The organism is Xanthomonas sp. LF02-5 (assembly GCF_034105325.1).
Lineage (GTDB): Bacteria > Pseudomonadota > Gammaproteobacteria > Xanthomonadales > Xanthomonadaceae > Xanthomonas_A > Xanthomonas_A sontii.
Window position 1 is genome coordinate 826,248 of the sequence record NZ_JAXGGF010000001.1, and the last position, 26,265, is coordinate 852,512.

Below are 26,265 nucleotides of genomic sequence, written 5' to 3' on the forward strand. Positions count from 1 at the left end.
CAACCCCTCTCCCGGGGGGGAGAGGGGCTAGGAGCGCGGCAAGGGCCTGGGGCTACTGCAGCTTCAGCATCACGATCGCCTTGGCCGGCAGCGCCACCTGCAACGTGTCGCCTTGCACGCGCGCGCCGGCGAAGGCGGCCGGGCGTACCGCCTGCGGCTGCGCGAAGGTGTTGAGCGCGTCGATGGTCGGTGCGGTCAGGATCTGCCCGTCGACGCCGCGCGCCTGCACGCCGTCGACCTGCACCGTAACGTCGGCGCTGCGGTTCGGGTCCAGATTGGTCAGCGCCACGTACACGTGCCCGTCCTTGGCCCGCACCGCCGAGCCGTGCACCGCCGGCACCGTATAGCCGGCATGCCGGTAGTCGGGCGTGCTGATCTGCAGCGGCAGCGCGGTCGCGTCCTGGTACGGCTTGTACAGCATGAAGACGTGGTAGGTCGGCGTCAGCAGCATCCTGTCGCCGTCGGTGAGGACCATCGCCTGCAACACGTTGACCATCTGCGCGATGTTGGCCATGCGCACGCGGTCGGCATGCTGGACGAAGATGTCCAGGTTGAGCGACGCCACCAGCGCATCGCGCAAGGTGTTCTGCTGGTGCAGGAAACCCGGGTTCACGTCGGGCAGGCCCTTGTACCAGGTGCCCCATTCGTCGACCACCAGCGCGACCTTCCTGTCCGGGTCGTACTTGTCCATGATCGCGCCGTGCTTGCTGATCAGCTCGTCCATCCGCAGCGTGCGCGACAGCGTTTCGATCCACGCCGCCTCGTCGAAGCTGGTGGAGGAGGCGCGCGGCGGCCAGCCGCCGGGCACGGTGTAGTAGTGCAGGCTCAGGCCGTCCATGAACTTGCCGGCCTCGCGCATCATCACCTCGGTCCAGTGGTAGTCGTCTTCGTTCGGGCCGGGCGCGATCTTGAGGATCTTCTGGTCGGCCGGCGCCTTGACGAAAGTCTGGTAGCGGCGGAACACGTCGGCGGCGTACTCGGCGCGCATGTTGCCGCCGCAGCCCCACAACTCGTTGCCGACGCCGAAGAACGGCACCTTCCACGGCGCCTGGCGGCCGTTGCGGCGGCGCTGTTCGGCCAGGGTCGAGCGCGTGGGCGCGGTCATGTACTCCACCCACTGCGCCATCTCGTCCGGCGCCGCGTCGCCGACGTTGCCGGCCACGTACGCCTGCGTGCCGAGCAGTTCGGTGAGGTCCATGAACTCGTGGGTACCGAAGCTGTTGGGTTCCTCCACGCCGCCCCAGTGGGTATTGACGCTGGTCGGGCGCTGGCTGCGCGGACCGATGCCGTCGCGCCAGTGGTATTCGTCGGCGAAGCAGCCGCCGGGCCAGCGGATGTCGGGGACATCCAGCGCCTTCAGCGCGGCGACCACGTCGTTGCGGTAGCCGCGGGTGTTGGGGATCTTCGAGTCCGGGCCGACCCAGACGCCGCCGTAGATGCCGTTGCCCAGGTGTTCGGCGAACTGCCCGAACAGGTGGCGCGACACCGCGGCGCCAGGGCGGTCGGCATGCAGGGTGCCGCGCACCTCGACATCGGCGGCCTGGGCCGCCAGTGCCAGGCCGAGCGTCGCGGCGATCAGCGGCAACCGTCGCCAGTGTGCCGCACGCTGCTGCAGGAAACGGGGCGAACGCATAGGGAGCTCCTTGTCGGGTAGGGCGGCGCCGTCGCCAGCGTCGCGTGGGAGTGACGGCCGGCGCGCGGCCTTGGCCATGAAGCCCAGGCGCTGCCGCATTCGGGGCGCGCACCCCCCCGGCACGATCGCTTCCGCGCCTGTCCCCGGTGTGCCCCGCTCCCGAGCATAGAAGACACGTGGAGGGCGAACCAATGCCCAAATGCGAGGCCGCCATATCGGAATTGCAATGCGCGGCACGGCGCCGCACGCGGTGTGTTGCCAGAACGTGCGCGGTATCGCACAGCGCGCTGTCGGCGCTCGCGCGGCGATGGCCGTGTCGCGCCCTCGCTGGTTATGCTGCGGACCCCGCGCATGCGCACCGACTTCCAAGGCTCCTGCATGTCCTCGCTCTTCGGTCATCTTCCCGACGGTACCGCCATCCAGCGCATGGTCTTGGACAGCGGCGACGGCCTGCGCGCCGAACTGCTGACCTATGGCGGCCTGCTGCGCAGCCTGCGCCTGCACGGCGCGCATGGCGAGACCGAGCTGGTGCTGGGGCTGCCGACGCTGCAGGACTACCTGCAGGACCCTGCCTACCTGGGCGTGCTGGTCGGGCGCTTCGGCAACCGCATCGCCGGGTCGGCCTTCACCGTCGATGGCCGGCACTACGCGGTCACCGCCAACGAGGGCGCCAACCATCTGCACGGCGGCGCGCTGGGCTTCGGCCGCCGGGTGTGGACGGTGTCGGCGCAGACCGAGCGCATGCTGCAGTTGCGCTACGACTCGCCGGCCGGCGAGGAGGGCTATCCGGGCAACCTGTCGGTGGAGGCGACCTACCGCGTCGAAGACCGTTGCCTGAGCGTCGAGTTCGTCGCGCAGACCGATGCGCCGACCCCGCTCAATCTCACCCATCATCCCTATTTCAACCTGGCCGGCGATGCCGCGGTGCCCGCCGCGGCACAGTGGCTGCGGGTGCCGGCCGACCGTTACCTGCCGGTGCGCGATGCGGCGCTGCTGCCGCGCGGCGAGGTCGCCACGGTGGCCGGCACGCCGTTCGATTTCCGCCAGGCGCGCGCCATTGCCGACAAGGACATCGCCGCCGATCCGCAACTGTCGCTCAGCGCCGGCTACGACCACTGCCTGGTGCTGGCCGACGGCCACGACTGCACCGCCATGCTGTATTCGCCGCACAGCGGCGTGGCCATGCGCATCGTCAGCCCGATGCCGGCCGTGCAACTCTATGAAGGCCAGGGCCTGGACCGGCAGCATCCGGCGCTGGGCCGCGGCATCTGCCTGGAGCCGCAGGGCTATCCGGACGCGCCGAACCAGCCCGGCTTTCCCGACTGCATCCTGCGTCCCGGCCAGGTCTACCGGCACCAGATTGCCTATTACGTCGCCGAGGTCGGCCAAGGCGCGGACTGGGCGACGGTGGAGGCGGCGCTGGCGGAGCGGGGCGGCGCTTGAGGCGTGGGACGTCGCAGGCGTGTCTGAAGCCGCGACCGGGCCTTTCCCGGTGTCACCCGTCGCGGCTGAAGCCGCTTCTACGGAAAGACGCGGCCGCTACTGCGCGTGCCCCAGCACCAGTTCGATCACGAACTTGCTGCCGAAGAACGACAGCAGCAGGAGCACCATTGCCGCCAGGGTCCAGTGCACCGCCTTGACCCCGCGCCAGCCGTAGCGCCAGCGGCCGAACAGCAGCGCGCCGAACACGATCCACGACAGCACGCTGAGCACGGTCTTGTGCACCAGCCGCTGCGCCAGGAAATCCTGCACGAACAGCACCCCGGTCAGCAGGGTCAGGGTCAGCAGGATGAAGCCGACCACGATGGTGCGGAACAGCAGCGTTTCCAGCGCGGTCAGCGGCGGCAACGCGCGCAGCCAGGGATGGAAGTCGCGGCGTCGCAGCGCGCGCTCCTGCAGCCACAGCATCACCGCCAGCAGGGCGGCGATGCCCAGCGTGGCGTAGGCCAGCAGCGCCAGCCAGGCGTGCAGTTGCAGCCGCCAGTCCAGCACCGGCGCGGGCTCGTGGCCGTAGCCGTGGTAGGCCAGCAGCAGCGCCGCCGACAGCGGGAACACCACCACGCCCAGCGCGGCCATGCGCCCGCTGGCGCCGACCAGGGCGGTCATCAGCGCCATGCCCAGGCTGACCAGCGACAGCGCGGCGAAGAAATGCATGTCCGGGCCGCCGGCGGTGTGCAGGGCCACCTGCACGTGATAGCCCGCGTGCAGCGCCACCGCCGGCAGTGCCGGCCACAGCCAGGCCCGGCTGCGGTCCACCCGGTCGCGCACCACCGCGGCGATCAGCAGGCCGGTGGCGGCCAGGTACAGCAGGGTGGCGAGGACGGTGATGAGCATCGCGCCAGTTTCGCATATCGGACCAGCCGCCGTGACGGCGCCGCCGGGGATCGCCGGCGCGCCCGGCTATAATCGACGGCCGTTTCCCGTCCGCGACCCGCCCGCATGTTCGAATCCCTCACCCAACGCCTCTCCGGCACCATGCAGCGCCTGCGCGGCCGCGGTCGCCTGACCGAGGAGAACATCCGCGAAGCCACCCGCGAAGTGCGCATCGCGCTGCTCGAGGCCGACGTCGCCCTGCCGGTGGTGCAGGCGCTGATCGAGCGCATCAAGGTGCGCGCGGTCGGCCAGGAAGTGCTCAAGAGCCTGACCCCGGGCCAGGCGCTGATAAAGGTCGTGCGCGACGAGCTGACCGCGGTGATGGGCTCGGCCGCCAGCGACCTCAACCTCAACGTGCCGGCGCCGGCGATCGTGCTGATGGCCGGCCTGCAGGGCGCGGGCAAGACCACCACGGTCGGCAAGCTGGCCAAGCACCTGAAGGAAAAGCGCAAGAAGAAGGTGATGGTGGTGTCGGTCGATGTGTACCGCCCGGCCGCGATCGAGCAGCTCAAGACCCTGGCCGAGCAGGTCGGGGTGCTGTTCTTCCCGTCCGAGGCCTCGCAGAAGCCCGTGGACATCGTCCGCGCCGCCATCGCCGACGCGCGCAAGTCCTTCGTCGACGTGCTGCTGGTGGATACCGCCGGCCGCCTGGCCATCGACGCGGCGATGATGGAGGAGATCAAGGCGCTGCACGCGGCGATCACCCCGGTCGAGACCCTGTTCGTGGTCGACGCGATGACCGGCCAGGACGCGGCCAACACCGCCAAGGCGTTCAGCGAGGCGCTGCCGCTGACCGGCGTGGTGCTGACCAAGACCGATGGCGACGCCCGCGGCGGCGCGGCGCTGAGCGTGCGCTACATCACCGGCAAGCCGATCAAGTTCATCGGCGTCGGCGAGAAGCCGGACGGCCTGGACGTGTTCCATCCCGACCGCCTGGCCAGCCGCATCCTCGACATGGGCGACGTGCTGTCGCTGGTCGAGCAGGTCGAGCACCAGGTCGACAAGGACAAGGCGCAGAAGCTGGCCGAGAAGGTCGCCAAGGGCAAGAAGTTCGACCTCAACGACATGCGCGACCAGCTTGAGCAGATGCAGAACATGGGCGGCCTGTCCGGGCTGATGGACAAGCTGCCGGGCATGGGCCAGATCCCCGACCATCTGAAGCAGCAGGTCGCCGGCAACAAGGACGTGCCGCGGATGATCGCCATCATCGGCTCGATGACCAAGAAGGAGCGGCGCAACCCGGGCCTGCTCAACGGCTCGCGCCGCGCGCGCATCGCCCGCGGCTCCGGCACCCAGCCGGCCGACGTCAACAAGCTGATGAAGCAGTATCAGCAGATGGAAAAGATGATGAGCAAGATGGCCGGCGGCGGCATGAAGGGCCTGATGCGCGGCATGAAGGGCATGCTCGGCGGCATGGGCGGCCGCGGCGGCCTGCCGTTCCGCTGAGCCCGCGGCCACGGCGCGTGCGGTGAGCGTGTCCGTCGGCACGCGCGTGCTGCGCCTGGCCCTGGCGCTGGCCCTGGCGCTGCACTCGGCCTCCGGCTGGGCGGTGCTGCCGGCGACCCTGGTGTACTGGGTGCTGGTGGTGCTGGCCGCCGCAGCGATCGATCGCGCGATGGCGCGACGCACGGCCGGCAGTACCGCGGCGGCTTCCCTGGGCCCCGCCATTGGCGAGGCCGGCGTCACGCCCGCTCCGGCGCGGCTGCCGCCGCCAGCGCAGCCCGTCATCCCACCTGCGGCGATGCGTGCGCGGCCGTCCGGTCCGCGCCAATGGCGCCGCCATCTCGAGGACATCGTCCCGTTCCCGGAGGAGCGCTTCCCGCGCCAGGGCATCTGCACCGCCTCCGAGCTGGTGCTGTCCGCCGGCGATGCGCTGGTGCTCGCCTTCCATCCCGCCGCCGACGGCCCCGCGCAGTGGCGCTGCGACCTGCTGGCACCGGGCGCGACCCAGGTGCAGTGGCTGGACGTGGCGGCCGATGCCGAGTGCGTCGTGCCGATCGTGCGCACCGGCGTGTACTCGATCGGTATCGGCCAGGCCGAGCTGCAGGTGCCCGGCACGGTGGCGCTGTGGCGGCGCGTGCCGGAACCGGAGCGGCTGGCGCTGCCGGTGCAGCCGCTGCGCGGCATGCCGCTGGCGTATGCGCAGCGCCCCGATGGCAGCCTCGCCGTTGCCGAGGCATCAGCGCGTGACGCATGGCCGCTGGCGCAGTTGCCGCCGCGTTGCGTGGCGCGCGTGCCGGCCGCGGCCGCGTTGCTGTTCGCCGGCGCCGAGCGGGTCTGGGACGTGCATGGAGCGCCGGACACCGCGGTGGCGGATCCCACGGATAACGTGGTCGTGCATCGTCACTTTCTGCAGCTGAGCCAGGGCGACGTCCTGGTGCTGGAGGCGGTGTGGACATCCGGCCTGTTCGGTCAGCCACTGCCGGTGCCCGGCGGCAGCCGTCCGACCGACGGCGAACTGGGGCTGTTCGCGCTGTTGCACGGGCCGCAGCTGATGGCCTTGCGTCCGTCCGCGGCGATGCCGGCGTGCGTGGAGGTGGTGTGTCCGGTCGATGGGCTGTATTGCCTGGAGCTGCGGCTGTCCGGTCCGGCGGCGTGGCGCGATCGTGCTGTCGAGACGTTCGTCGATTTGCGGCTGTGGGGTGCCTTCGTCCAGTGCCCGTCACGGTTGCGCGCTTTTTCCCTGCAGCAGGTGTGGGTCGGCGATCGGGACCGGCAATGTTTGCCGGTGCCGCTGCCGTGAGCGTCGCCGTCGCAGAGCATTGATGCCGAAGATGGCAGGCGGCGGCAGGGAGGGCTTGGTACGCAGTGCGGCGACCTGTCGTTTCGCTGCGTCAGCGGATGCGATGCCAGTCGCAGCGCATGACACTGGCGATGTCTAGGATGACGCGTCCGCGGACGGACATGGCTTGCTCCGGACCGGGCAACCCTAATCATCGGAGGATGTATGCAAGGACTCAATGGACAAGTGTGCAGGTTGGCGGCGGTGCTGGCGGGTGCCGGATTGGCGTTCGCGTGTGACGCAGCCTCGATCTTTTCGTATTCCAGCAACGCAGGCGACTACATCGGCCAGGGCAAGAAGGCCGTTCTGACCGACGCGAACGCGACATTCGGCGTGCGCGGCACCAAGGATCGGGTCGAGCTGTCCATCACCAGTACGGCGGGCGAGTACTGGTCGATCACGATCAGGCCGCCCGTCGGGACTGGGCTGGCTCCCGGCGTTTATGCCAATGCAGAGCGCTCGGCGTTCAAGACAGGCCGCTCGCCCGGGCTCGACGTCTCAAGCACCGGGCGGGGCTGCAACAGGATCTGGGGAAAGGTATCGATCCGGCAGGTCGCGTTCGATGCCGCCGGGAACGTGGATCAGCTGGAAGCATCCTTCGTCCAGCAATGCGAGACCAACAAGGCGCCGGCGCTCGCGGGCGTGGTCAGCTACAACGCAGCGCCGCTGTATCTGAAATTGAACAGCGGTGATGGCGACTATGTCGGCGGTGGTGTGGACAAGACGTATTACAACGATACGAGCGTGTTTGCGTTGGACGGGACGCCGTCACGGCTTCGGTATGCCGCCTCGGGGCTGCGCGACGATTGGACTGCGACCATTGCGGCACCCGCCGGCAAGACCTTGGTACCGGGGCGCTATTCCATCAGCCGGTTCGCCGACAGCCTCAACGCCGGGTTCGATTTCTACGGCAACGGGCGAGGGTGCAACGCGACCCGTGGCACCTTGAACGTGCGCAAGATCGAGCAGGATGCGCAGGGCAACGTGGTCCGGTTCTATGCGGACTTCGAGCAGTTCTGCGACGCGAATTCCGCACCTTTACGAGGCAGCATCCACTTCGGCGCCTGACTGCGCTTGGCGGGTCCGTGATGCACGGACCCGCCGCTTCCATTTCGCTGGTGACGTCATCCGGGTTGGGGAAAGACGTTCGCAATCCCAGCAAGACATGCCATGGCGTATACAGTCGCCCACGGTATTTGCGCTGGACGCGCCGCCCATCGCGATAGGGAGGTCGCCTTTGTGCTGGTGCCCTCCGGCGGCAAAGGCAGGCTGTGTCCCGCATACTGACGCCTTCCGCGCACGGTGAGAGGGCAATGCAGTCTTCGCTTCAGGCTCGCGCCACCACGTTCTGCGAGCGCTTCGGCCTGCGCCTGCCGATCCTGCTCAGCCCGATGGCCGGTGCCTGCCCGGTGCCGCTGTCGGCCGCGGTCGCCGCGGCCGGCGGCATGGGGGCGATGGGCGCGGTGCTGTCGGCGCCGCAGGACATCGTGGCGTGGATGGACGCGTTCCGCGCCGCCGGCGGCGGGCCGGCGCAGGTCAATCTGTGGGTGCCGGATCCGTTGCCCGCGCGCGATGCTGCCGCCGAGGCCGAGGTGCGCGCCTTTCTCGCGGCCTGGGGTCCGCCGGTCGACGCCGCCGCCGGCGATGCGGCGCCCGCCGATTTCGATGCCCAGTTCGAGGCCCTGCTCGCGGCGCGGCCGGCAGTGGCCTCGTCGATCATGGGCCTGTTCCGGCCGGACCAGGTGCAGCGCCTGCAGCAGGCCGGGATCGACTGGTTCGCCTGCGCCACCACCTTGGACGAGGCGCTGGCCGCGCAGGCCGCCGGTGCCGATGCGGTGGTCGCGCAGGGGGCGGAGGCCGGCGGCCATCGCGGTGCCTTCGAGGCCGGCAGCGCCGAGCGGCAGTTGACCGGGCTGTTCGCGCTGCTGCCGCGGCTGGCCGACCAGTTGCAGATCCCGGTGATCGCCGCCGGTGGCATCGGCGACGGCCGTGGCATCGCCGCCGCTTTGACCCTGGGCGCGAGCGCGGTGCAGATCGGCACCGCCCTGCTGCGCACCCCGGAGGCGGCGCTGGCACCGGCCTGGGCGGATGCGCTGGCCCAGGCCGAACCCGAGCAGACCACGTTGACCCGTGCCTTTTCCGGCCGCCTGGGCCGCGCGCTGGCCACCGACTACGTGCGCGCCGCCGCTGCCGCGGAGGCGCCGCCGCCGCGGCCGTACCCGGTGCAGCGTGGTCTGACTGCGTCGATGCGCCAGGCCGCACAGCGCGCCGGCCGCCTGGCGGCGATGCAGGCCTGGGCCGGGCAGTCGGCCTGGATGGCGCCGGCCGAGCCCGCCGCGACGTTGGTTGAACGCTGGTGGTCGCAGGCGCAGGCCCTGCTGTGACATCGCAGGTCTTCCACCACGGGCAGCCTGCCGGCGCCGAGCTGCTGGCCGCCGCCGCGCTGGTGAACTACGGGCATTTCAGCACCATGCAGGTCCGCGACGGTGCCGTGCGCGGGTTCGACCTGCATCTGCAGCGCTTGCAGCAGGCCAACGCGGCGCTGTTCGGGAGTGTCTTGCCGCATGAGCGCGTGCGCGCCGAGCTACGCGCGGCGCTGGCCGCCTTCGGCACTGGCGACGCCTCGCTCCGCGTCACCGTGTTCTCGCCGGCATTCACGTTGCGCCGGGCCGATGCCGATTGCGCTGTGGAGCTGCTGGTGTCACTGGCGCCACCGGCACAGGCCGAGGCGGCGCCGCTGCGGCTGCGCAGTGGCGTATTTGCCCGGGAGACGCCCCACATCAAGCACGTCGGCACCTTCGGCGCCTTCCACCAGCGCCGCCTTGCGCTGCAGGCCGGCAGCGACGACGCGCTGTTCGTCGACGCGCAGGGGCAGGTGGCCGAAGGGCCGGCCTGGAACCTGGGACTGTGGGACGGCGCCTGTCTGCACTGGCCGCAGGCACCAGCGCTGCGCGGCACCCAGGAACGGTTGCTGCAGGCCGGGCTCGCCGCGCTGGGCGTGGCGCAGGAGGTGCGGCCGCTGTCGCTCCACGAACTCGGGCCGGACGTGGCCGCCTTCACCTGCAACGCCCGCGGCCAGCAGGCGGTGGCGGCGGTGGACGGGCGCGCGCTGCGCCCGGTCGCGGATCTATTGGCCATGCTGGAGGCGGCGTTGCACACCCAGCCCTGGCAGGCGATCTGAGCACTCCGTGGACGGCCATCGCGGCATGGCTGCCGCTCCTGGCGAATCCCCAATCTCGAATCCCCAATCCCGCGGCCGCAGGCCACGGCCCAGACTTGGCAGAGCCGGGGCCGGCCGCTATAATCGTCGGTTCACCGCGCCATCCTGGCGACTGGGCAACACCGGAAACTCACCATGGTCAAGATCCGCCTTACCCGTGGCGGCGCCAAGAAGCGCCCCTTCTACCACATCATCGTCACCGACGTGCGCAGCGCGCGCGACGGCCGCAACATCGAACGCGTCGGTTACTACAACCCGGTCGCCCAGGGCGCCGAGCCGCGCGTGGTGCTGGACCTGGCCCGCGTCGACCATTGGGTGTCCAATGGCGCGCAGCTGACCGACAAGGTGCGCAACCTGTACAAGGAAGCCACCAAGAACCAGGCCGCCGCGGCCTGATTCCGCGGGCCGCGCCCAGCGCGCGGCCCTCGCGTTTGCCCCAATGAAAGACAGCCAGCGCCGCATCCTGCTCGGTCGGGTCCTCGGCGCGTTCGGCATCCGTGGCGAGGCCAAGCTCGAGTCCTGGACCGAGCCGCGCCTCGCCATTTTCCGTTATCAGCCCTGGATCGTGCGCAAGCCCGACGGCAGCGAGAGCAGCCTCAGCGGCGTGCGCGGCCGCGAGTCCGGCAAGTACCTGATCGCCACGCTGCCCGAGGTCACCGACCGCGACGCGGTCGAGGCCCTGCGCGGCACCGAGATCTACGTGGCGCGCAGCAGCCTGCCGCCGCCGCGCCCGGACGAGTACTACTGGGTGGACCTGGAAGGCCTGGACGTGCGTACCGTCGACGGCGTGGCGCTGGGGCAGGTGTCGCACCTGTTCTCCACCGGCGCCAACGATGTGCTGGTGGTGCGCGGCGACCGCGAACGGCTGGTGCCGTTCGTGCAGCCGGACTACATCAAGTCGGTGGATTTCGAAGCCAACCTGGTCGTGGTCGACTGGGACCCCGAGTTCTGAGCGAAGCGGCCATGCGGCCGATTTGGCGTTTGCCTTTCCCATTCCCCATTCCCGGCTCCCCATTCCCAGCCTCATGCGCATCGACGTCATCAGCCTGTTCCCCGAGTTCGTCGCCCAGTGCGCCGGGTTCGGCGTGGTCGGGCGTGCGCAGGAGCGGGCGTTGCTGGATCTGCACGGCTGGAACCCGCGCGACTACGCCAGCGGCGGCTACCGCAAGGTCGACGACCGGCCGTTCGGTGGCGGCCCGGGCATGGTGATGATGATCGAGCCGCTGCAGGCCTGCCTGCAGGCGGTGCGCGCGGCCGATCCGCAGCCGGCGCCGCTGATCTACCTGAGCCCGCAAGGCCGGCCGCTGACCCAGGCCAAGGCCCGCGAACTGGCCGCGCTGCCGCGGCTGCTGCTGCTGTGCGGGCGCTACGAGGGCGTGGACGAGCGTTTTGTCGCCGCCGCGGTGGACGAGGAAATCTCGATCGGCGACTACGTGCTGTCCGGCGGCGAACTGGCCGCGGCGGTGCTGGTGGACGCGGTCACCCGGCTGCAGGAGGGGGCGCTGAACGACGCCGAATCCGCGGCCCAGGACAGTTTCGAGGGCCCGGACGGCCTGCTCGACTGCCCGCACTACACCCATCCGCGCGAACACGCGCTGGGTGAGGTGCCGGCGGTGCTGCGTTCCGGCAACCACGCCGCGATCGCGCGCTGGCGGCGCATGCAGGCGCTGGGGCGGACCTGGCTGCGGCGTCCGGAACTGCTGGACGAGACGGCGCTGAGCGCGGCCGACCGGCGCCTGCTGCAGGAATTCCGCCAGGAGCGGGAGGCGGCGCAGGCCGCCGAACAGGAAAATCCATCCAAGCCCTAGCCATTGCCGCCGGGCTGGGTTAAAATGCCCGGCTTTCCGGCCAGTGCGTTCCGTGCTTGGCCCATCCGATATCGCGCAATCGCCGTGCGGCGACTGCCGGACCACCTCACCAGACACAAGCGGTGCCCACCATGAGCAAGCTCAACAAGACCATCCTGGCCGACTTCGAAGCCGCCCAGATCCAGCGCAAGCTGCCGGAGTTCAACCAGGGCGACACCGTCGTCGTCAACGTCAAGGTGAAGGAAGGCAACCGCGAGCGCGTGCAGGCCTACGAAGGCGTGGTGATCGGCACCAAGAACGCCGGCCTGAACTCCTCGTTCACCGTGCGCAAGATCTCGCACGGCTACGGCGTCGAGCGCGTGTTCCAGACCCACAGCGCCACCATCGACTCGGTCGAAGTGAAGCGCCGCGGCAAGGTCCGCGCCGGCAAGCTGTACTACCTGCGTGGCCTGGAAGGCAAGGCCGCCCGCATCAAGGAAGATCTGGCCGCCGCTGCGCAGGCCAAGGTCGCGCGCCAGGCCGCTGCTGCCGCCGCCAAGGCCGAGTAATCTTCCGGCGACCCTCGGTCGCTGCCGCAACGGCCGCCTTCGGGCGGCCGTTTGCGTTTGTGGCAGCGTGTGTTGCACCTCGTGGAGGCGGCGCCATCAGGCCCGCGTTGTGGGGTCTGGCCGTTGTAGGGATAGCGTCAGTCGCTTCCCTACAAGGGCAGGGCTGGCGCCCTTGTGGGAGGGACTTCTGTCCCGACGAGTGACGGTGTCGGACGGCTTGGGCTTCGTTCGCTGCGGCTGCATGACAGTCGACTCCCGCACAGACAATGGCGCCTGCGGATAGTGAAGCGAGCGCAGCGCTTAGCGCGCCGGATCCTGCGCCACCGCCACGTCGGCGACCGGTGCCGGCGGCTGCACCGGCACTTCCGCCGGATGCGCCACGGTCTCCGGCCGCGACGGCGCCAGCATCCGCGCGGTGCGCCAGTTGCCCCAGCGGTAATACGCCAGCGACAGCAGCATCGCGCAGGTGGCGCTGGTCGGGAAGCTCCACCACACCGCATCCACGCCCAGCTGCGGCTGCAGCAACTGCGCGAACGGCACGCGGACGCCCCAGAGCGACAGCGCCAGGATCAGCAGCGGCGGGACCACCGCACCGGTGGCGCGGACCACGCCGGAGATGACGAAGGTGACGCCGAAGAACAGGAACGACCACACCGCGATGTGGTTGAGGTGGCGCGCGATCTCCAGCGCCGCGCTGTGCGGCGGCAGGAACAGCGCCAGGGTCCAGCGGTCGAACAGGATCAGCGGCGCGATCAGCGCGCCGGTCAGCAGGAAGTTGAACAGCACGCCCTTGCGCGCGGTCGCCGCGACCCGGTCCCAGCGCTGCGCGCCGACGTTCTGCGCGGCCATCGACGAGCAGGCCGCGCCGATCGCCATCGCCGGCATCTGCAGGTAGGCCCACAGCTGCAGCGCCGCGCCGTAGGCCGCGGAGGTGGCGGTGCCATAGCCGTTGACCAGCGAGATCATCACGATCATCGCCAGCGAGATCAGCACCATCTGCAGGCCCATCGGCACGCCCTTGACGATGAGCGCGCGCAGGATCGGCAGGTCGAGCCGGAACAGCCGCGCGTCGCGGCGGCCCAGCCACAGCACGTGGCGCTTGTGGCGCAGGTACAGCAGCAACCCGGTCAGCGACACCGCCTGCGCGATCAGCGTGGCCCAGGCCGCACCGGCGATGCCCAGCTTGGGGAACGGTCCCAGCCCGAACAGCAGCAGCGGGTTGAAGCCGATGTCCAACGCCACCGACAGCAGCAGGAAGCGGAACGGCGTGCGCGAATCGCCGGTGCCGCGCAGCGCCGCCGACAGGAACGCGAAGGTGTACAGCAGCGGCATCGCCAGGAAGATCACCCGCAGATAGGCCTCGGCCAGCGGCAGCGACGCCGCCGGCGTGCCCATCGCCGCCAGCAGGTGCCGCGCCAGCCACCAGCCGCCGGCGGCGATCAATACCGAGATGCCGATGAAGAAGGTGGCGCTGGTGCCCATCACCCGCCGCGCCTGGGCCACGTCACTGCGGCCCATCGCCTGGCCGATCAGGATGGTGGCGGCCATGCCGATGCCGAACACCGAGCCGATCAGGAAGAACATGATGCTGTTGGCGTTGGCCGCGGCGGTGAGCGCCGCTTCGCCGAGATAGCGGCCGATCCACACGGCATTGACCGAGCCGTTGAGCGACTGCGCGATGTTGCCGGCCAGGATCGGCAGCGAGAACAGCAGCAACTGGCGGCCGATCGGGCCTTCGGTGAGCGCAGCGGGCTTGGTCATCGCGGGTCGGGAGCGAGCGTGAGCCGGCCACACTAGCACCGACGGATGTCGGCGGGGCGATGGGCGGATCTGGGTCTGCAGCGTTCGTGCCGAAGGCAGGCAGGGGACGGGCCTGCGCCGCCTCACGGCGGGTGGCGTGGGCCGTCGCGCTCGGCGGCCGGTCCTGTCCGAGTCGCGGTGGTGCGCTGCGGCGAGGGTGGAACTGCGTTCGGCACGGCTCGGGTCATTGCTTGGTGCCGGGTAGGGGCCGACGCCAGCACCGGCATGGGACATGAAACCTGGGCGAGCCGCCCCCGGGTGCGCCTGCCTCGAGGTCGCTCGCTCTCAACCCATTCATCCCGGAGGGTGGGTCCCAAAGGGCGGTACTTGCATTGGTGCGATCGCATCGCCATCTGTGCGGAGAGACGTGTGCGCCGCGCATGCTCTCGGGCGGCGCGATGGTCTCCGCTCCGGCGCCGCCTTTTGACTGCCTGCAATCCCCACCCCAACGCGAGTGGATGTCGAGCAACGCAATGAATGAATCTGTCGTACAAGCTGCCGCGGTGCGCCTGGATGTCTGGCTGTGGGCCGCGCGCTTCTTCAAGACCCGCAGCCTGGCCAAGCAGGCAGTGGAGACCGGCAAGGTGGACGTGGCCGGGCAGCGGCCGAAATCCTCGCGCGCGGTGCGCGTGGGCGAGCAGGTGCGCGTGCAGCGCGGCGACGAGGTGTTCGAGATCCAGGTGCTGGGATTGAGCGATACCCGTGGCCCGGCCAGCGTGGCGCAGACCCTGTACCAGGAGAGCGAGGCCTCGCGCGAGCGGCGTGCGCAGTTGCGCGCGCAGCGCAGCGCCGAGCGCAACGGCTACCAGGCGCCGGAGGGCAAGCCGGACAAGCGCGCGCGGCGGCTGATCCGCGCGCTGGGGGATCTGGACGCGTTGTAGCCGAGTCCGCTGCGCCTCGCCGACGATCGGTGCGGTTGACCGAGTTGCAGCGACGACCGAATTGTGCCGTGACGTTGCCGAAGGTGGGTGGTGCGCTGGTCGCGTGTTTCGCTCGATGTCCAGTCGCAGCAAGCAACATCAGGCTTCCTCGGCTGCATGCAGTCGGGACTGAAGGCCCTCCCACAACCGGCTTGCGTCCTGGCGAGCGTCGGCGTGCTCATGGCGGTTGACACACCGTGGGAGCGGCTTCAGCCGCGACGCAGGGCGGTCATTCCTCGTCATCCCCATTCGTGCGTTGCCCTCTGCGACAGAGCGTGTGGAGCCGCTGCACTCGCGACAACGCCCCGGCGAGCGGGGCGTTGTCGTCATGCAACCAGGACAGGCGAGGCGCCGCTGCGGCGCCCCGTCTGCCGTCGTCAGGCGGCCAGGTCGAAGCGATCCAGCTGCATCACCTTGGTCCAGGCGGCGACGAAGTCGCGTACGAACTTCGCCTGCGCGTCGGCGCTGGCGTAGACCTCGGCCACCGCGCGCAGCACCGAGTTGGAGCCGAACACCAGGTCGGCACGGGTACCGGTCCACTTCACGGCGCCGTTCTTGCGGTCGCGGCCTTCGTAGACGTCCTTCATCTCCGAGGTCGCCTTCCACTCGGTGCCCATGTCCAGCAGGTTGGCGAAGAAGTCGTTGCTGAGCACGCCCGGGCGATCGGTGAACACGCCGTGCGCGGACTGGCCGCTGTTGGCGCCGAGCACGCGCAGACCGCCGACCAGCACGGTCATCTCCGGGGCGGTCAGGGTCAGCAACTGCGCCTTGTCGATCAGCAGTGCTTCGGCCGACAGTGCGTAACGGCGCCTGGCGTAGTTGCGGAAACCATCGGCGATGGGTTCCAGCACCGCGAACGATTCCACGTCGGTCTGTTCCTGCGAGGCGTCCATGCGGCCCGGCACGAACGGCACCTCGACGATCTGTCCGGCCAGCTTGGCCGCCTGTTCCACCGCGGCGGCGCCGCCGAGCACGATCAGGTCGGCCAGCGAGATCCGCTTGCCGCCGCTCTGCGCGCCGTTGAACTGCGCCTGGATGTCCTCCAGCGTGGCCAGCACCTGTGCCAGCTGCGTCGGCTGGTTGACTTCCCAATCCTTCTGCGGGGCCAGGCGAATGCGCGCACCGTTGGCGCCGCCGCGCATGTCCGAGCCACGGAAGGTGGAGGCCGCGGCCCAGGCGGTGGACACCAGTTGCGCCACGCTCAGCCCGGAGTCGAGCAGGGTCTTCTTCAATGCGGCGATGTCCTGCGCGTCGACCAGCGGGTGGTTCACGGCCGGGATCGGGTCCTGCCACAGCAGTTCTTCGGCCGGCACGTCCGGGCCGAGGTAGCGCGCACGCGGGCCCATGTCGCGGTGGGTCAGCTTGAACCAGGCGCGGGCGAAGGCGTCGGCGAACTGTTGCGGGTTCTCCAGGAAGCGGCGCGAGATCTTCTCGTAGGCCGGGTCGAAGCGCAGCGCCAGGTCGGTGGTGAGCATGGTCGGCAGGTGCTTCTTCGACGGGTCGTGCGCGTCCGGAATCACCGCCTCGGCGTTCTTGGCCACCCACTGGTGGGCGCCGGCCGGGCTCTTGCTCAGTTCCCAGTCGAACTTGAACAGGTGCTCGAAGAACTCGTTGGTCCACTGCGCCGGCCTGGTGGTCCAGGTGACTTCCAGGCCGCTGGTGATGGTGTCGCCGCCCTTGCCGCTGCCGAAGCTGTTGGACCAGCCCAGGCCCTGGCTTTCCAGGTCGGACGCTTCCGGCTCGGCGCCGACGTGGTCGGCCGGGCCGGCGCCGTGGGTCTTGCCGAAGGTGTGGCCGCCGGCGATCAGCGCCACGGTCTCTTCGTCGTTCATGGCCATGCGGCCGAAGGTGTCGCGGATGTCCTTGGCCGCCAGCAGCGGGTCGGGATTGCCGTCCGGGCCTTCCGGATTGACGTAGATCAGGCCCATCTGCACCGCGGCCAGCGGGTTCTCCAGGTCGCGGGTGTGGCGCACTTCGCTGTCGTCGTCCTTCACCAGCACGCCGTGCGCCTCGTCCACGCCCGGCGAGCCGTGCGCGTAGCGCTCGTCGCCGCCCAGCCACTTGGTCTCGCGACCCCAGTACACGTCCTGGTCCGGCTCCCAGGTGTCGGCGCGGCCGCCGGCGAAGCCGAAGGTCTTGAAGCCCATCGATTCCAGCGCGACGTTGCCGGTGAGGATCAGCAGGTCGGCCCAGGAGATGGCCTGGCCGTACTTCTGCTTGATCGGCCACAGCAGGCGCCGCGCCTTGTCCAGGCTGACGTTGTCCGGCCAGCTGTTGAGCGGAGCGAAACGCTGCTGGCCGCGGCCACCGCCGCCACGGCCGTCGCCGGTGCGGTAGGTGCCGGCGCTATGCCAGGCCATGCGCACGAACAGCGGGCCGTAGTGGCCGAAGTCGGCCGGCCACCAGTCCTGCGAATCGGTCATCAGTGCGTGCAGGTCGCGCTTGAGCGCTTCGAGATCGAGCTGCTTGAACGCCTTGGCGTAATCGAACTGCGGGTCCAGCGGGTTGGAACGGGCCGAATGCTGGTTGAGCAGGTCCACGCGCAACTGCTTGGGCCACCAGTCGCGATTGCTGGTGCCGCTGCCGCTGGCAGCCTGGTGGAACGGGCATTTCGATTCGCTGGTCATGGGAGGCTGCCTTGGCTCTTGGTGGACGAGATGGGGTGGCTCGGCGCCGCGATCATACGGCGGCGACACGGTGAAACTGGAGACACGATAGGCGGAAGCCGCGATTTAGAGAATTCGAATTCTTCTAATCAATCGATAGCGTGCAGCTATCGCATCGATGGCGGTGTGCGGTGTGGCCGCGCATCGCTCGCCTGCCCAGCGCTCCCTGCAGTGGCCGCATGCCGCGTGCGTCCGTGACAGGACTCAGTCGACCGGCATCACATCGAAATCGCCGCCCAGCACGCGTTCCAGGCGTCCGCTGCGCCAGCCGCGGACGCTGTCGCGCACCAGCGGCGAAGGCGCGATCCGGTAGCGTCGGCACACCCGCAGTTCATCCTCGCCGATGGGCGCGCGCCGTGCCTGCCCGGGCAGGTCGGGAGCGACCCGCACCTGCACCGCGAGCCGGCGCAGGGTCGGTTCGTCGGCCTCTTGTTCCTGCACATGCAGGCCGGCTTCCGCGTCCAGCAACGCCAGTGCCCCGAAACCGGCGATGGCCAGCCAGGCGCGGCCTTGCTGCGGATCCTGTGCCAGCACGTCCACCCGCATGTTGCGCTGCTCGGCCCAGGCCAGATACATCTGCAGCAGACGTTGCCACCACTGCCGTGCTTCGGCCGGATGCCGGTGCAGCTCGCTGGCGCCGATGCGCAGGTCCAGCAGCGCATCCTGCGGGCGTTGCTCCTGCAGCGCGGTGCTGGCCAGGTGCAGCAGCCACAGCAACTGGGTCAGGCGCGCCACGAACTCGCCGTCGCGCTGGGCGCCGCCGTCCAGCCGCGCGCGCAGGCGCACGGCGGTGGCCAGCGCGCTTTCGATGCGGTCGCGGCGCTCGATCCGGTCCAGCACCTGGAAGCGGCCGGATTGCGACCAGAAATCGCGCTCGCCCATGGCGGCGAAATCGGCCTCGCGCGCCTGCCGCCAGGCCGGCGCGGCGTGCGATTCCTGCAGGCGATGCAAGGCCGCATCCAGGCGCGGCAGGACCGCGCTGTCTGCATTGGGCGCGTACACCAGGTCGCGCAGATCCGTGGGCGTGGCGGGGTCGACCGCCGCGGGCAGGGGTTCCGGCGTCGGCGGCGCGTCCGCTGCGATGAAGCGCACGTCGAGGCGGTCGCCGGTGCCGCGCACGAACAGGAACTGGTCGCCTTCGGGGGCGCGTTGCTCGACGATGCTGCGTGCCAGGGGCGCCAGCAGATGCTGTTCGATCGCGCGGCGCAGCGGCCGCGCGCCCAGGTCCGGAGTGAAGCCGCGGTCGAGCAGGAACTCGATCGCCGACGGCTCCCATTCCACCGCCCAGGCGCGATTGCGCAGGCCGCGCCGGGTCAGCGTGCGATCCAGTTCCTTGTGCAGGATCTCGCGCATCAGCGCCCGATCCAGCGGGTTGAACAGCACCACTTTGTCGAGCCGGTTGACGAACTCGCGGCGGAAGGTCTCGTACACCGCCTTTTCCACCGCGTTGCGCGAGTAGCCACCGGCGACGGTGGCGAAGCCGGGGCCGGCGCCGCGGGCCAGCGTGGCGCCGACGTTGCTGGTGAGAATGATGATGCTGTGGCGGAAGTCGGCGGTGTTGCCGTTGCGGTCGCTCAGGCGGGCGTCGTCGAACACCTGCAGGAACAGGTCCCAGACCTTGGGGTGGGCCTTCTCGAACTCGTCCAGCAGCACCACCGAGAACGGTTGTTCGCGGATGCGTGCGATCAGCGTGCGCTGCCCGGCGCTGTCGTCGCCGGTGAGCCGGTACAGCGCGTCCTCGCCCTGGAACTCGCTCATGTCCAGGCGCAGCAAGCGCTCGGGAGTGCCGAACAGCAGTTCGCCCAGTGCCTTGGCCAATTCGGTCTTGCCGGTGCCGGTCGGGCCGGCGAACAGGAACACGCCGATCGGGCGGCGGCTGTCGATCAGCCCGGCCTTGAGCATGGCGATGCGATCGAGCAGGGTCTCCACCGCCTCGTCCTGGCCCAGCACGCGCTTGCGGAAGAAACGGCGCAGCGTCTCCAGTTCCAGCCGTTGGCGATCATCGATCACCTCCAGCGGCAGCCCGCTGCGCCTGGCCACCGCCTGCAGCAGGGCATCGTCGTCCAGCGGCAGGCGTGCGTCGTCGCCGTCCTTCGCGGCCTGCAGGGTCTCGTCGAGCAGTTGCAGCAGGCGGCCGGGTTCGTGCTGATCGGGGAAGTACTGTGCGGCCAGGCGTTCGGCTTCGGCCAGGGCGCGCGCGTCGATCACCTCGGTCTGCAGCGCCTGCGCATGGGCCTGCGCCCACTGTGCGCCGATCTGCGCCAGCGCGGTGGACGCGGCCGGTGCCAGCGTCACCACTTCGAAGCGCGAACGCGTGGTCGGCCGCGCCACCTGCAGCTGCGCCAGTTGCCGCGGCGTGATCTCGCCGATCAGGCGCAGCTCACCGCGCTCCAGCGCCGGCAGCACCAGATCGAGGATGCCGCGCGGATCGCGCGAATGCGCGCCCTTGTGCAGCAGGTCGTAGAAGTCTGGCGCGCGCCACAGGGCGCGCTCGCGGTGCAGGACCGCCAGCATCTCGCGGATGCGTCCCTCCAGTTCGCCGATGTAGCTCTGCCCCGCCAGGATCTCCGCGGCGGAGGCCTCGAACACACGCCAGCCTTCGCCGAGCAGGCGTTCGCTGAGCAGGTCGATCAGCACGCTCTTGCCCACGCCGTGCTCGCCGACCAGCAGCACCGGCTGCGGAGGCGTGGTCACCACGTGCTCGTAGGCGCGCTGCAAGGCCGCGTCCAGCCCCGGGTGGTGCAGGCGCAGGCGCGCCGGCACCGCGGCGACGACACGGCCGAAGCCGCCGAGCACGCGCTGCTCGCGACGCTGCTTGCGTGCGTCGTGCAGGCGCTGCAGGAACGGCTCCAGCACGGGTTCCTTGAACTGCGCCAGGGTGTCGCCGAGTGCGGTCAGCGCTGCATCGTCGAGTTCGTCGAAATCCACCGGGCGGTCCGCCGGGGCCTTGCTTGCGGCCCACTGCAGATAGGCGCGCAGGCGTTGCCGGAACGGGACGACGTTCCACCACCAGTCGCGTGCGTGGCGCAGCAGCGCGTGCAGATGGTCGGCATCCGGCAGGCGCTGCAGGTAGTCGAACAGGAAGCTCAGCGGATACGAGCCCAGGTGCGGGAGCACGTCCAGGATCGCGTCCGCATCCGGGGAGCGGCGTTGCGCCAAGGCCTGCGCTGCCATGCACGGCAGCACATAGCCTGGGCTGCCCAGCGCCTCGACCAGTTCCTGATGGGAGAACTCCGCGCCCGCCAGCAGCGCCACGCCGTGCTGGAACTGCGGAATCTGTGCCAGATCGGCAGGGCTGTGGATCTGCTCGTCCTGTGCTTCCACCTGCTGGCGCAGCCGCTGCAGATGCTGCGCCGGGGTCTCCTGCGTTGCCTCGGGCGCGGCGTGGTGGTTGTCGCCGGCGTCGGTCGCCGGTGCAGGCCGCTGAGCGGAGGCGCTGCGCCCAAGAGGGCGCGCCAGATGCAACAGCACCGCACCGACGACCACGCCGATGGCGAAAAGGGCAAATTCCATCATTGTCGCCTCAGTCCCGGATGCCGCGACGGCCGCTGCGCGGATGTGGCGCCCGCATGGCATCTGCGATGGTGCAGCGGACCGGGGGGCGTGACGACGTTCGCGAGCGTGGCTGCATGCGTTCCCTCGTTGGATGTAGCCGTCGCGGACGCGTGCGGCCTGTGCTGGTGTGCGCGGCCCCGTTTGCGACGGAGCGGGGCGGCGCGTTCGCCGTCGAGTATAGAAGTCCGTGTTTCCTCCAGGCGACAGCGTCGCTGCGCAGCGCGGCACCGATCGGACTGCAGCGCCAGGCGGGCTGCCTGACGCACCAGCGTCTCCCGTTGGCGGCGCCTGCCCACTATCCTGTCGCGATGACCCAACGCGCCACCCGTCTGCTGCGCCTGCTCGACGCCCTGCGCGGGCGCCGCCGGCCCGTGGCCGGGGCGCAGCTCGCTGCCGATCTGGGAGTGAGCCTGCGCACGCTGTACCGCGACATCGCCAGCCTGCGCGGGCAGGGCGCCGACATCCTCGGCGACCCGGGCGTGGGCTACGTGCTGCGCCCGGGCTTCTTGCTGCCGGAGTTGAACTTCAGCGAGGACGAACTGGAAGCGCTGACCCTGGGCGCGCGCTGGGTGGCGAGCCAGGCCGATCCGGAACTGGCGCAGGCCGCGCAGCGCGCCATCACCCGGATCGGGGCGTCGCTGCCGGCGCCGTTGCGGCTGGCGCTGGAGACCAGCGGATTGCTGGTGCCCGCGGCGACGCCCGCGCAGCCGGCGGCACCGTGGCTGCCGGTGCTGCGTCGTGGCATCCGTCTGGAACACGTGCTGCACATGGACTATGCCGATGCCGGCGGCGTCGCCTCGCAACGGCGCATCTGGCCGTTCGCGATGGCCTTCCTGGGCGGTTTCGGCATGATCGCGGCGTGGTGCGAACTGCGCGGCGATTTCCGCCATTTCCGCGCCGACCGGGTGTTGGCGCTGCGCGACGACAGCGAACGCTACCCGACGCGGCGGCATCTGCTGATCCGGCGCTGGCGCGCCGCCACCGGACACGGCGTCGGCTCCTGACAGCAGGTGTCAGCAGGGCACGCGCAGACTGCGTGGCGTCCACCACGGAGTCCGACCATGTCCCACGATCTTGTGCTCTACACCCACCCCATGTCGCGCGGCCGCATCGCGCGCTGGATGCTCGAAGAAACCGGCCTGCCGTACCGCGCGCAGATCCTCGACTACGGCACCGGCATGAAGACGCCGGCGTATCTGGCGATCAACCCGATGGGCAAGGTGCCGGCGCTGGTCCACGGCACCACCACCGTCACCGAGAACGCGGCGATCTGCGCCTACCTGGCCGACCTGGTGCCGGAGCGGCAACTGGCGCCGCCGCTTGGATCGCCAGCGCGTGGCGATTACTACCGCTGGCTGTTCCTGCTGGCCGGTCCGGCCGAGGCGTTCCTGACCGCCAGGCAGCACGGCACGCTGGCCCCGGCGCACAGCGCGGGCTACGGCCATGGCGAGGATCTGCTGGACATGCTGGAGCAGGGCGTCGCCGGTCGCGAGCACCTGGCCGGCGATCGCTTCAGCGCGGCCGACCTCTACGCCGCGGCGTTCCTCGGCTTCTACACGCGCATCGGTGTGCTGCAGGCACGGCCGGCGTTTGTCGCCTTCGTGCAGCGGCACATGGCGCGCCCGGCGGCGCAGCGTGCCGCGGCCATCGACGATGCGTTGCTGGCGGCGCATCCCAACCCGTTCATGCCGCGCCCGAGCGCCGTGCCGGCGAGCGCCTAGCGGGATGTGGGATGACTGGCGGTTGGGTGTGCCGTGCGGGCGGACCCTCACCCCAACCCCTCTCCCGACGGGAGAGGGGCTCTAGCGCTTTCCTTCTCCCCTTGGGAGAAGGTGCCCCGAAGGGGCGGATGAGGGTGCGGGCGCAGCCTCGTGTGTCCTGGCGCTGTGAGACGCTTCGCGCCGAACCCTCACCCCAACCCCTCTCCCGATGGGAGAGGGGCTAAATCGCAGGCCGCCTACAGCAGCGACTTGAGCCGGTACAGCGCTTCCAGCGCCTGCTTGGGCGTGAGTTCGTCCGGATCCAGTGCGGCCAGCGCCTCCTGCGCAGCCGACGGCGTGGCCGCGAACAGGCCGAACTGCTGCGGGGCGTCCAAGGCCTGCGGCGCCATCTGCGAGGCGTGGCTCTCGCCGCCGCGTTGTTCCAGTTCCGCCAGGCGTCGCCGCGCCTGCGCCACGGTGGCCTTGGGCAGGCCGGCCAGCGCCGCCACCTGCAGGCCGAAGCTGCGGTTGGCCGGGCCGTCCTTGACCGCATGCATGAACACCAGGCGGTCGCCGTGTTCGACCGCGTCCAGGTGCACGTTGGCGATGCCGCTGGCGCCGCCTTCGACCGATTCGTCGGCCAGCGCGGTCAGCTCGAAATAGTGCGTGGCGAACAGCGTGTAGCAGCGGTTGTGGTGGGCGAGATGGCGCGCCACCGCGTCGGCCAGCGCCAGGCCGTCGTAGGTGGAGGTGCCGCGGCCGATCTCGTCCATCAGCACCAGCGACTGCGCGGTGGCGTGGTGCAGGATGTAGCTGGTCTCGGCCATTTCGACCATGAAGGTGGACTGGCCGCGGGCCAGGTCGTCGCCGGCGCCGATGCGGGTGAGGATGCGGTCGATCGGGCCGATCACCGCACGCCGCGCCGGCACGTAGCTGCCGATGTGCGCGAGCAGCACGATCAGCGCGTTCTGGCGCATGTAGGTCGATTTACCGCCCATGTTCGGGCCGGTGATCACCAGCATGCGGCGGTCGGGGTGCAGGTCCAGGTCGTTCGGTTCGAACGGCTGCTCGCGCACCGCTTCCACCACCGGGTGGCGGCCGCGTTCGATGCGCAGGCACGCACCGGTCTCCAGTTCCGGCTGGGTCCAGTCCAGCGCCTGCGCGCGTTCGGCGAAGCCGGCCAGCACGTCCAGTTCGCTGAGCGCGGCGGCGGCGCGCTTGAGCGGCTCCAGGCGCTCGCCCAGCGTGTCCAGCAGGCCTTCGTAGAGCAGCTTCTCGCGCGACAACGCGCGCTCGCGCGCCGACAGCACCTTGTCCTCGAAGTTCTTCAGTTCCTCGGTGATGTAGCGTTCGGCGTTGGTCAGGGTCTGGCGCCGGCTGTAGTGCACCGGCGCCTTGTCGGCCTGGCCCTTGCTGATCTCGATGTAGTAACCGTGCACGCGGTTGTAGCCGACCTTCAGCGTGGCGATGCCGCTGTTGGCGCGTTCGCGCGCTTCCAGGTCGATCAGGAACTGGTCGGCATTGGTGCTGAGCCGGCGCAGTTCGTCCAGCTCGGCATCGTAGTCGGCAGCGATGACGCCGCCGTCGCTGAGCTTGAGCGGCGGCTGCTCGGCGATCGCCGACGCCAGCAGGTGCGCGATCTCGTCGTGCTGGCCCAGCTCCGCCGCCAGCGCGGCCAGCCGCGGCGAATCCAGCGGTGCCAGGACCGCGCGCACCTTCGGCAGCAGGCCCAGGCCGTCGCGCAGGGTGGAGAAGTCGCGTGGGCGTGCTGAGCGCAGGGCGACGCGGGTGAGGATGCGTTCGACGTCGCCGAGCGCGCGGAACGCCTCGCGCAGGTCGGCGTCGGCGCCGCGGTCGATCAGCGTGCCGACCGCGTGGTGGCGCTGCACCAGCACCTCGCGCAGGCGCAGCGGACGGTGCAGCCAGCGCCGCAGCAGGCGCCCGCCCATCGGCGTGACCGTGCTGTCGAGCACGCCGAGCAGAGTGTTGCGGGTGTCGCCGTCCACGCGCGTGTCCAGCTCCAGGTGGCGGCGGGTGGCCGCGTTCATCGCGATCGCCTCGCCGGCGGTCTCCATCGCGATCGCGGTCAGGTGCGGCAGGCGCTGTTTCTGGGTTTCCTCGACGTAGCCGAGCAGGGCGCCGGCGGCCGCGGTGGCGCGCGGCTTGTCGTCGATGCCGAAGCCGCTCAGATCGTGCAACTGGAAGAACGCCAGCAACTGGCGGCGGCCGCTGTCGGCGTCGAACAGCCACGGCGGCCGGCGGCGCACGCCGCGGCGCTCGCGCAGGAACTCCGGCCACTGGTCCTCGTCGGGCACCAGCAGTTCGGCCGGCTCCAGCCGCGCCAGTTCCGCCTCCAGCGCGTCCTCGCTGTCGACCTCGTTGACCAGGAAGCGGCCGCCGGCCAGGTCGGCCCAGGCCAGGCCGTAGCCGTGCTTGTTGCGTGCGATCGCCATCAGCAAGGTGTCGCGGCGCTCGTCCAGCAAGGCCTCGTCGGTGACCGTGCCGGGGGTGATGATGCGCACCACCTTGCGCTCGACCAGGCCTTTGGCAAGCGCCGGATCGCCGATCTGCTCGCAGATCGCCACCGATTCGCCCAGCGCCACCAGCCGCGCCAGATAGCCCTCGTAGGCATGCACCGGCACCCCGGCCATCGGGATCGGCGCACCGCCGGAACTGCCGCGCTGGGTCAGGGTGATGTCCAGCAGCCGCGCGGCCTTGCGCGCGTCGTCGTAGAACAGTTCGTAGAAATCGCCCATGCGGAAGAACAGCAGCAGGTCCGGGTATTCGGACTTTGCGGCGAAGAACTGCTTCATCAGCGGGGTGTGCTCCGCTGCGCTTCCGGGGACTTGGGTCTTTTCTCGATTCTGCATCTGATTCAGTGACTTAATGAATTTCGGGGTGGCTTTCCGTGGACAAGTATGGACGGGTGCCGGCAGCAAATGACAGCGTGGCGCGGCGCCAACGCGGTGCATGGTTCGATGCGCCACCTGCCGATCCAAGGTGCAACGTCCGGGGCGCACCGTTTCCACGGACAACGGCAGGAAGGTCAATCGCGAGACAGCGAATGTCCGGTGCGCACGCAGCATGTGCAATGCCGAGTCCGCAGCAACTGCGTGCGAGTCGTCTCGGCGCCAGCTGCCATTGTCCGTAAAAAAGCGGATTGGCGACAGCGCGCAGTGCAATTTCCGAGCATGCGGCGGAGGATCGGCCACACGGTGACGTTGTGTCCGTTGAATGCCCGTGTGTCGTTTCGGGCAGGA

Annotated in this window: 19 protein-coding genes; 13 read left to right on the plus strand and 6 right to left on the minus strand. The window is 70.1% G+C overall.

Going from position 1 to position 26,265, the window contains the following annotated elements; genetic code table 11:
- Positions 1–52 precede the first annotated feature (52 nt).
- Positions 53–1,633, minus strand: coding sequence for an alpha-L-arabinofuranosidase C-terminal domain-containing protein (locus tag SLW52_RS03755; protein ID WP_320739388.1), 1,581 nt, complete (start codon positions 1,631–1,633; stop codon positions 53–55).
- Positions 1,634–2,011: 378 nt separating this feature from the next.
- Here SLW52_RS03755 and SLW52_RS03760 point away from each other — a divergent pair, with 378 nt between their 5' ends.
- Positions 2,012–3,076: an aldose epimerase family protein gene (locus tag SLW52_RS03760; RefSeq protein ID WP_320739387.1), complete on the plus strand. Its 1,065-nt coding sequence runs from the start codon at positions 2,012–2,014 to the stop codon at positions 3,074–3,076.
- 96 nt (positions 3,077–3,172) lie between these two features.
- Here SLW52_RS03760 and ccsA read toward each other — a convergent pair whose 3' ends face one another.
- The gene (gene ccsA, locus SLW52_RS03765) at positions 3,173–3,967 is read right to left on the minus strand and encodes a cytochrome c biogenesis protein CcsA (protein WP_017913516.1); all 795 of its coding nucleotides are present in this window, start codon (positions 3,965–3,967) and stop codon (positions 3,173–3,175) included.
- A gap of 105 nt (positions 3,968–4,072) precedes the next feature.
- Here ccsA and ffh point away from each other — a divergent pair, with 105 nt between their 5' ends.
- From ffh to rplS, 9 genes are all read left to right on the plus strand, one after another.
- Positions 4,073–5,452 carry a signal recognition particle protein gene (gene ffh / locus SLW52_RS03770; RefSeq protein ID WP_320739386.1) on the plus strand — a complete coding sequence of 460 codons (1,380 nt, stop codon included), beginning with the start codon at positions 4,073–4,075 and terminating at the stop codon, positions 5,450–5,452.
- A gap of 22 nt (positions 5,453–5,474) precedes the next feature.
- Complete coding sequence (locus SLW52_RS03775) at positions 5,475–6,749, plus strand: hypothetical protein (RefSeq protein WP_320739385.1); 1,275 nt, start codon at positions 5,475–5,477, stop codon at positions 6,747–6,749.
- A 204-nt stretch (positions 6,750–6,953) separates the two neighbouring features.
- Positions 6,954–7,856 carry a hypothetical protein gene (locus SLW52_RS03780; protein ID WP_267124837.1) on the plus strand — a complete coding sequence of 301 codons (903 nt, stop codon included), beginning with the start codon at positions 6,954–6,956 and terminating at the stop codon, positions 7,854–7,856.
- Between the two features lie 245 nt (positions 7,857–8,101).
- A complete protein-coding gene (locus tag SLW52_RS03785) occupies positions 8,102–9,172 on the plus strand; it encodes a nitronate monooxygenase (RefSeq protein WP_295937497.1) in 1,071 nt (356 codons plus the stop codon).
- Positions 9,169–9,969, plus strand: a complete 801-nt coding sequence (locus tag SLW52_RS03790) for an aminotransferase class IV (RefSeq protein WP_320739383.1) — start codon at positions 9,169–9,171, stop codon at positions 9,967–9,969. Before SLW52_RS03785 ends, SLW52_RS03790 begins: the two co-directional genes overlap by 4 nt.
- Positions 9,970–10,143: 174 nt before the next feature.
- On the plus strand, positions 10,144–10,404 hold the full coding sequence (gene rpsP, locus SLW52_RS03795) for a 30S ribosomal protein S16 (RefSeq protein ID WP_010342240.1): 261 nt from the start codon (positions 10,144–10,146) through the stop codon (positions 10,402–10,404).
- 43 nt (positions 10,405–10,447) lie between these two features.
- Positions 10,448–10,960, plus strand: coding sequence for a ribosome maturation factor RimM (rimM, locus tag SLW52_RS03800; RefSeq protein ID WP_017907937.1), 513 nt, complete (start codon positions 10,448–10,450; stop codon positions 10,958–10,960).
- A gap of 73 nt (positions 10,961–11,033) precedes the next feature.
- Complete coding sequence (trmD, locus tag SLW52_RS03805) at positions 11,034–11,816, plus strand: tRNA (guanosine(37)-N1)-methyltransferase TrmD (RefSeq protein ID WP_152180425.1); 783 nt, start codon at positions 11,034–11,036, stop codon at positions 11,814–11,816.
- A gap of 131 nt (positions 11,817–11,947) precedes the next feature.
- The gene (gene rplS / locus SLW52_RS03810) at positions 11,948–12,364 is read left to right on the plus strand and encodes a 50S ribosomal protein L19 (protein WP_010342237.1); all 417 of its coding nucleotides are present in this window, start codon (positions 11,948–11,950) and stop codon (positions 12,362–12,364) included.
- Between the two features lie 300 nt (positions 12,365–12,664).
- On the opposite strand, the gene SLW52_RS03815 is transcribed toward rplS, so the two are convergent.
- Positions 12,665–14,125, minus strand: coding sequence for an MATE family efflux transporter (locus SLW52_RS03815; RefSeq protein WP_148829238.1), 1,461 nt, complete (start codon positions 14,123–14,125; stop codon positions 12,665–12,667).
- Between the two features lie 512 nt (positions 14,126–14,637).
- On the opposite strand from SLW52_RS03815, the gene SLW52_RS03820 reads away from it, so the two are divergent.
- Complete coding sequence (locus SLW52_RS03820) at positions 14,638–15,045, plus strand: RNA-binding S4 domain-containing protein (protein WP_043091529.1); 408 nt, start codon at positions 14,638–14,640, stop codon at positions 15,043–15,045.
- A 416-nt stretch (positions 15,046–15,461) separates the two neighbouring features.
- On the opposite strand, the gene katG is transcribed toward SLW52_RS03820, so the two are convergent.
- Both katG and SLW52_RS03830 read right to left on the minus strand, forming a co-directional pair.
- Positions 15,462–17,711: a catalase/peroxidase HPI gene (gene katG / locus SLW52_RS03825; protein WP_320739382.1), complete on the minus strand. Its 2,250-nt coding sequence runs from the start codon at positions 17,709–17,711 to the stop codon at positions 15,462–15,464.
- 243 nt (positions 17,712–17,954) lie between these two features.
- Complete coding sequence (locus SLW52_RS03830; RefSeq protein WP_320739381.1) at positions 17,955–21,263, minus strand: AAA family ATPase; 3,309 nt, start codon at positions 21,261–21,263, stop codon at positions 17,955–17,957.
- A gap of 350 nt (positions 21,264–21,613) precedes the next feature.
- On the opposite strand from SLW52_RS03830, the gene SLW52_RS03835 reads away from it, so the two are divergent.
- Together SLW52_RS03835 and SLW52_RS03840 are read left to right on the plus strand one after the other, a co-directional pair.
- Positions 21,614–22,309, plus strand: a complete 696-nt coding sequence (locus SLW52_RS03835; protein WP_017907930.1) for a YafY family protein — start codon at positions 21,614–21,616, stop codon at positions 22,307–22,309.
- Between the two features lie 57 nt (positions 22,310–22,366).
- Positions 22,367–23,026 carry a glutathione S-transferase family protein gene (locus SLW52_RS03840; protein ID WP_295942037.1) on the plus strand — a complete coding sequence of 220 codons (660 nt, stop codon included), beginning with the start codon at positions 22,367–22,369 and terminating at the stop codon, positions 23,024–23,026.
- A 236-nt stretch (positions 23,027–23,262) separates the two neighbouring features.
- On the opposite strand, the gene mutS is transcribed toward SLW52_RS03840, so the two are convergent.
- Complete coding sequence (gene mutS / locus SLW52_RS03845) at positions 23,263–25,875, minus strand: DNA mismatch repair protein MutS (protein ID WP_320739380.1); 2,613 nt, start codon at positions 25,873–25,875, stop codon at positions 23,263–23,265.
- Positions 25,876–26,265 lie beyond the last annotated feature (390 nt).